Annotated in this window: 4 protein-coding genes and 1 pseudogene; 3 read left to right on the top strand and 2 right to left on the bottom strand. The window is 33.0% G+C overall.

Annotation, left to right across the window (positions count from 1 at the left end; translation table 11 throughout):
* Positions 1-385, bottom strand: a pseudogene (locus tag B4E95_RS11525) (M16 family metallopeptidase); the annotation flags it as partial.
* A 179-nt stretch (positions 386-564) separates the two neighbouring features.
* Here B4E95_RS11525 and B4E95_RS11520 point away from each other — a divergent pair.
* From B4E95_RS11520 to B4E95_RS11510, 3 genes are all read left to right on the top strand, one after another.
* The gene (locus tag B4E95_RS11520; RefSeq protein WP_291091635.1) at positions 565-2,979 is read left to right on the top strand and encodes an alpha-ketoacid dehydrogenase subunit alpha/beta; all 2,415 of its coding nucleotides are present in this window, start codon (positions 565-567) and stop codon (positions 2,977-2,979) included.
* A gap of 84 nt (positions 2,980-3,063) precedes the next feature.
* Entirely contained in the window at positions 3,064-4,320 is a 1,257-nt protein-coding gene (locus B4E95_RS11515; protein WP_291062396.1) for a type IX secretion system plug protein domain-containing protein, read from the top strand.
* A 22-nt stretch (positions 4,321-4,342) separates the two neighbouring features.
* Entirely contained in the window at positions 4,343-6,982 is a 2,640-nt protein-coding gene (locus tag B4E95_RS11510; protein ID WP_291091633.1) for a DEAD/DEAH box helicase family protein, read from the top strand.
* Between the two features lies 1 nt (position 6,983).
* On the opposite strand, the gene B4E95_RS11505 is transcribed toward B4E95_RS11510, so the two are convergent.
* Positions 6,984-7,343, bottom strand: a complete 360-nt coding sequence (locus tag B4E95_RS11505) for a DUF2200 domain-containing protein (protein ID WP_291062392.1) — start codon at positions 7,341-7,343, stop codon at positions 6,984-6,986.
* Positions 7,344-7,572: the final 229 nt, after the last annotated feature.

The raw sequence follows: 7,572 nt of genomic DNA, 5'->3' as shown, positions 1-7,572 counted from the left end.
TAGTGTTGTGCAACAAGCACACTCGATGAGCTTCCATTTCCAAACTCCAACGTAAATTTTCGTCACTTGAAGGGAAAACTTCGTAATAATTTGTACGATCATAATATGTTGTTCCATTTGCGCGTCCACCTTTGTCAGATAACATTTTCTTGATATCGCCTAAATTTTTTGTTGATTTAAACAACATATGTTCTAACAAGTGCGCCATTCCTTTTTCGCCATAACCTTCGTGTTTAGAACCAACATTGTACACAATGTTAACCACAACATTACTTTGCGATTGATCAGGAACCAATAAAACTTGTAATCAATTTGTTAATTTGTATTCCTTGACTCCTTCTACTTGCGTCACAAAAGTTGCACTTCTATATTTCGTTTGAGCCATTAAGTAATGGTGAATTCGCAAGTTAAAAACCAAACATATACTCAGTAAAGTTTTTTTATGTATTTATTTTTATAGGTATTAATAGGATGATACAATTCTATAATCTATTCGTTAGACGTAAATTGTATGGTGTAAGTTATAAATCTTTTGTTAAATTTGTGATGCAACAAACAAAAGAAATGGAAACAAAAGAGGTAAATAAAATTACTTTCGAAGAGTTTAAAAGTCAAATCATTAATGATTATAAGACAGCTTTTATGTCTCGCGAAGTAAGTCTTTTAGGGAGAAGAGAAGTACTTACTGGGAAAGCAAAATTTGGAATTTTTGGTGATGGAAAAGAATTACCACAAATTGCAATGGCAAAAGTATTCAAAAATGGAGATTTCCGTTCTGGATACTACCGCGATCAAACATTTATGTTCGCAATTGGTCAATTAACTGTTGAACAATTTTTTGCACAATTATATGCTTTAACAGATTTAGAGAAAGAACCTTCATCTGGAGGTCGTCAAATGACATCTCACTTCGGAACACGTTCTTTAAATGAAGACGGTTCTTGGAGAAAATTAACAGAACAAAAAAATTCGAGTGCAGATATTTCGCCAACAGCTGGTCAAATGCCACGTTTGTTAGGTTTAGCACAAGCTTCAAAATATTTTAGAAATGTTCCTCAATCAGACGAAGAACAACAATTTTCTGTAAACGGAAATGAAATTGCTTTCGGAACAATTGGTGATGCCAGTACTTCTGAAGGTCATTTTTGGGAAACGATAAATGCAGGTGGAGTTTTGCAAGTGCCAATGGTGGTTTCTATTTGGGACGATGGTTACGGAATTTCTGTTCCAGCTAAATTTCAACGTACAAAATCGAATCTTTCTGAATTATTATCAGGTTTCGGAAGAACGGAAGAGGAAAGAGGTTACGAAATTATTACTGTAAAAGCGTGGGATTATGCTGCTTTGATTGAAGCGTATACACGTGCAGAAAGATTTGCGCGTGAGTATCACATTCCGTGTATTGTACACGTGCAAGAATGTACGCAGCCGCAAGGTCACTCGACTTCTGGTTCGCACGAGCGTTACAAATCAGAGGAGCGTTTGACATGGGAAAAAGAATTTGATGGAATCACAAAATTCCGTGAATATATTTTAGCATTTGCAGATCATTCGGAAGCAATTATTTCTGCGGAAGAGTTAGATCAATTAGAAGCTGAAGTTAAAGCTGAAGTTAAAGCTTCTCAAAAACAATGTTGGGACGATTATTTGAATCCAATTTTGGATTTGAAAAATGAAGCGTTAGAATTATTAACGAAAGTTGCTTCAGAAAGTGCTAACGGTGCTTTTATCAACATTGAAATTAGTAATCTAAAATCAAAGAAAAGCCCTTTTAAACGTGATGTTTATGGAGCTGTTCGTAAAGTAATTCGTTTAATACGTTCAGAAAATTTAGTTACAAAAACTGAATTAATTTCTTGGTTAGATGTTAAAATGAAACGCGAAGAAGAAATTTATTCGACTAAATTAGTTTCTGGTACAGCAACACAAGTTCCACAAGTAAAACCTGAGTTTGGAGAAAATCCAACATTAGAAGATGGTCGTGTAATTGTACGTGATAACTTCGATAAAATTTTCGAAAAATATCCAAAGGCATTAGTTTTTGGTGAAGATGCGGGAAATATTGGTGATGTAAACCAAGGTTTAGAAGGTCTTCAAGCAAAATATGGAATCGATCGTATTTCGGATACAGGAATTCGCGAAGCAACAATTCTTGGTCAAGGAATTGGTTTGGCGATGCGTGGTTTACGTCCAATTGCAGAAATTCAATATTTAGATTATCTCCTTTATTGTTTACAAGGAATTTCTGATGATTTGGCAACTGTGCTTTATCGTTCGAATGGAGGTCAAAAAGCGCCTGTGATTATCAGAACTCGTGGTCACCGTTTAGAAGGTGTTTGGCATTCAGGTTCGCCAATGGGAGGAATCTTAAATTTGGTTCGTGGCGTGAATGTTTTGGTTCCGCGTGATTTAACAAAAGCCGCAGGTTTTTACAATACATTGATGCAAGCAGATGAGCCTGCAATTGTTGTAGAAAGTTTGAACGGTTATCGTTTGAAAGAGCCTGCACCAACTAATATCGGTGAGTTTACAACGCCAATTGGTGAAGTAGAAATTACAAAAGAAGGAAAAGATGTAACGTTGTTAACATATGGTTCTACTTGGAGAATTGTGATGGATGCGGCGAAAGAATTGGAGCAATTAGGTATTTCTGTTGAAGTAATTGATGCGCAATCTTTATTACCTTTCGATATCAATGCAGATGTCGCGAAAAGTTTGAACAAAACGAATCGTTTAGTTATTGTTGACGAAGATGTTCCAGGTGGAGCAAGTGCATTCTTGTTACAAGAAATTATCGAGAAACAAGGTGGATATTTTACATTAGATAGCGCACCGTTGACGATTACAGCGAAAGCTCACCGTCCTGCGTATGCGACTGATGGAGATTATTTCTCAAAACCTTCTGTTGATGATATTACAGAACAAGTTTATGAATTGATGCGCGAAGCGAAACCAAACGAGTTTCCTGCTTTGTACTAAAAAATAAATTTTAGAGTTATATAAGCGTATGTCTTTTTCAAAAAGGCATGCGCTTTTTTTGTATTTTTAACAATCAAAATTATAATGAAAATGAAATTCTATTCGATTATACTTTGTCTATTGACTTCTGTTCTTTTTGGGCAGTTCCAGGATGTAATTCCTCCAAAGAATATCAAGACAATTCAAGTTTTTAATCCGCAAACAAACGATAATACACCCATTATCAAGTTAGGTTCTAGCGAAAGATTAATTTTTCTTTTTGATGATATCAGCGCAGGTTATAAACGTTATCAATATTCTATCGAACACAGAAATGCAGATTGGTCAGAATCGAATATTTTTCAAACCGAATTTCTAAATGGTGTTAATGCCGATTATGCGCGAACATATAAAAATTCATTCAATACGTATCAAAAATATACCAATTATCAAATTCAATTCCCGAATGAGCAAATGAATGTAAAACTGCCTGGAAATTATGTGTTGAAAGTGTATTTAGAAAATGATTCGAACCCAATTTTCACGAAACGTTTTGCCGTTTATCAACCAATTGCGGATGTTGGCGTGATGGTTTCTCGTTTCAATAATCCAACCGTAAAAAAATTGAATCAACGTTTACAAGTTCAAGTTTCGAGCGGAACACAAAATTTGACTGAAGTTCCTGACGGCGCAAAATTATTTTTGATGAAAAATAACAATTGGAACGAAGGTTATTTTGTTAATCAACCATCTTTTTCTCGTCCAAATCAATTAACATATAATGATACCAATATTTTGTTTGATGGTGGTGCAGAATACAATTGGTTTGATAACAAAAATCTAGAAGTTCCGAGTTTAACAACAGAAAAAACATTCAGAAAAGATAGTGTTTATCACACTGTTTTGCGTGCAGATATTCCGAAATATAATTTACCTTATGATGATTATCCAGACATTAATGGAAATTTTTATATCCGAAATAATCGTTATGGAAACGAATATGCAGCAAATTCTGAAGCAGATTATTCGTGGGTTTATTTTGCATTAGACGCTTTCGAAGATCAGAATGGATTATACGTTCCGTATGTTGTGGGAGCTTTTAATAATTGGGAAATTGACGAAAACTCAAAATTAGAAAAAGACGATGCAGGATTTTGGGTAACCGAATTATTTTTGAAACAAGGTTATTACAATTATCAATATGTCGTAAAAAATACCAAAACCGGAAAAATTGATCCAAGTTATGTGAGTGGAAGCTTTTGGCAAACTGAAAATCAATATCAAGCATTGTTTTACTATCGCCCTTGGGGACAACGATACGATGTGTTGATGGGATATGGAACTGGAAATTCGAGGAGATAAATAATTCAGTTTTTTATCAATCATGACTTTCAACACTCAACCTATAAAATTTAAGTATTCTTGGCGCGATTATCAACAGCGAGTTTTAGATGAATTAGAATTTCATTTAGAAGATGCGTATCTTAATGTTGTAGCACCTCCTGGCTCTGGAAAAACGGTTTTGGGATTGGAAGTAATGCTTCGAATTAATGAGCCTACGCTTATTTTAGCGCCAACTTTAGCGATTCGTAATCAATGGAAAGATCGATTTATTGAGCTTTTTCTTGATAATAAGGAAGTCGATTGGATTTCGATGGATATTCATCAACCAAAATTTCTTACCATCTCTACTTATCAAGGATTGCATGCTTCGATGATGAAAGATGAGCAATCTTTGATTCAATTATTAAAAGAAAATAACGTCAAAACTTTGATTGTAGACGAAGCGCATCATCTAAAAAATGAATGGTGGAAAAGTCTCAATAAAATCAAAAGTGAATTATCGCCAAAGGTTGTTGCGCTAACTGCGACACCGCCTTTTGATGTTGCCAAAGAAGAATGGAATCGTTATCTCACTTTTTGTGGTTCGATTGATTGCGAAATATCTGTTCCAGAATTGGTTAAACAAAAAGATTTATGTCCACATCAAGATTTGTTGTTATGCTCATTTCCTACAAATTTCGAGAGTGAAATTATTTCTAAAAATCTTGAAGAAGTAGAAGCTTTTTTCCAAGAAATCAAAGAAAATACAGCTTTGTATGATTTTGTTTTGACGTTAGATTTTATCAAAACGCCTGCAAGTTGTTTCGACGAAATTTATGCAGATTTTGATGCGTATGCGTCTTTTGTGATTTATCTGAAATCGTTTGATACGCCATTGGATTTTCAGCATTTGGATTTATTAGAAAACGAAACGATATATTTTCCGACTTTAAATTATTATTGGGCAGAATGTATGTTCAATTATCTGTTGTTTAAAGATGAAGAATTTTATTTGAAACACGAGAAATTTTTGAAATCATTTTTAACGAATTTAAAACGAATCGGAGCAATCGATCAGAAAAAAGTTACGTTACATTATAATCAAAAAGTTAAAAATTCGCTGATAAATAGTGTAAAAAAAATTGATAGCATTGCAGAGATTGTAAAGTCAGAATACCAACATTTGGGCGATAAATTGCACATGGTGATTTTGACGGATTACATTCGAAAAGAATTTTATTCGGATAATTTACAAAATGAACCGAGTAAAATTAAGCTAGGTGTTTTTCCAATTTTCGAAAAACTTCGAAATCTAAATTCAGAAATAATTCCACATCTTGCGATTATTACAGGTTCGATGGTAATCGTTTCAAAAACCATTCTTCCAAAAATAATTTATCAGTTCAAAGATAGAGCAGAAGCGATTCAGTTCAAATCGGTGATGTTCGATGATAATTTTTTCGAAGTTGTTGCAGAAGATAATTCAAGAGGAAATTTGTTGGCTGTTTTAACAAAATTATTCAATGAAGGTTTTATCAAAATAATTGTCGGAACTCGCGCTTATTTGGGCGAAGGTTGGGATGCACCAAGTATCAATAGTTTGATTTTAGCGAGTAATGTAGGTTCTTTTGTAACGTCAAATCAGATGCGTGGGCGTGCAATCCGTGTAAATTCTGAAGAACCAAATAAAGTGAGTAACGTTTGGCATTTGGTTACGTTGGATTTGTTTGCGCAAAATGGCGGTGGAGATTTGGATAAAATGAGACAACGATTTGAGGCTTTTGTTGGAATTTCGCAAAAGGAAAACACGATTTCGAATGGTATTTCTCGTCTGAATCTTCCTGAACAATTTACTGCGGAATCTATTGAAAATTACAATCAGCAGACGATAGAATGGAGCAAAAATGATATTCAAATTAGAGATTCTTGGACAAATTCTATTGCCGAAGGAACAAAGATTGATAATGAATTAAAGTATTTTTATGACGGAGAAAAAGAATATGATTTGTCGAAACATTTGTATTATTCCAAGTCGATAAAAAGTTTAACAACAAGTTTGCTTCTTTCATTCATCTCTTTTATCGTTTTCTTTTTCGAAGAAAGTATCCGAACACTTTTATTTTCGATGTCGAAAAGAAGTTTTCTTTCAACCATAATTTTTCTTTCAACGGTCGGAATTGTGTATTTCGGAGTTAATTTTTACAAAAACATCAAACTTTATATTCAATATAGAGATATCACCAAAGATTTTCAGAAAATAGCTGTTGCGCTATTCAATACTTTGCAACATTTTAATTTATTGTCTAATGAATTGCGAGAAACAAATATTTTGACAACTGTAGATAAATCGGGAAATATTTCGTGTAGTTTATTGTCGGCAACAACTTATGATAAGGCGACTTTTTTAGATTCGCTCGAAAATATTTTAAATCCAATTGATAATCCACGTTATTTTATCGAACGAAAAAGTGTGTTGATGAAGCTTTTCAAACAAAGAGATTATCATTCGGTTCCCGAAATTATTGGTCAACACAAGAAAAAGGCTGAATATTTTCATCAACAATGGTTGCAACTTGTAGGCGATGCAGAATTACATTACACAAGAAGTTATTATGGACGAAAAAAGTTGATAAAAGCGAAAATGAAATCGTTAAGTTTTCAATTAAAGCAACCAATTGAGCATATCAAAAAGTGGAAATAATCTAACTTCTCAAAATCTTTTCCATCGTTTTTCCTTTGGCTAATTCATCGATTAATTTATCTAAATATCGAATTTTTTGCATCAATGGATTTTCAATTTCTTCCACACGATAACCACAAATCACACCTTTTATTTTAGCCGCATTTGGATTAAAATTTGGCGCATTTTCAAAAAAATCTTGAAAGTTGGTTTTATTGGTTAAAATTTCTTCCAAATCTTTTTCAGTATAACCTGTCAACCAAAAAATAATTTCGTCAATTTCCGTTTTTGTTCGGTTTTTCTTTTCTGCTTTCGTGATATAATGTGGATAAACGCTCGCAAAAGACATTTCGATTACACGCTGAAAATTTTTATCATTCATTTTTTTAAATTTATTTTATAATATTGATATATAGATTTTTAACAAGTAAATAAGATTAAATGTATAGTAATTTCATCAAAGATGAAAAACTATGAGCAAACTACTGATTTCTAAATTAAATATTTAACTACCCGTTGTGCATTTTGATTAATAAATAATATAGTTGTTCATTTCATTGAAAATAAGTAAATTAATTTAACTTTAAAACATTTACAATGAACAACTTACT

It is taken from the genome of Empedobacter sp. UBA7494 (assembly GCF_002478465.1).
Taxonomy (GTDB): domain Bacteria; phylum Bacteroidota; class Bacteroidia; order Flavobacteriales; family Weeksellaceae; genus Empedobacter; species Empedobacter falsenii_B.
Note: the sequence above shows the minus strand (reverse complement) of the source record. Positions and strands in the feature narration are given on the sequence as shown.

What these genes read in the sequence shown, in the direction of transcription:
- B4E95_RS11520 (WP_291091635.1), top strand. Translation starts at nt 565, where the DNA reads ATGGAAACAAAAGAGGTAAATAAAATTACTTTCGAAGAGTTTAAAAGT.
- B4E95_RS11505 (WP_291062392.1), bottom strand. Translation starts at nt 7,343, where the DNA reads ATGAATGATAAAAATTTTCAGCGTGTAATCGAAATGTCTTTTGCGAGC.
- B4E95_RS11510 (WP_291091633.1), top strand. Translation starts at nt 4,343, where the DNA reads ATGACTTTCAACACTCAACCTATAAAATTTAAGTATTCTTGGCGCGAT.
- B4E95_RS11515 (WP_291062396.1), top strand. Translation starts at nt 3,064, where the DNA reads ATGAAAATGAAATTCTATTCGATTATACTTTGTCTATTGACTTCTGTT.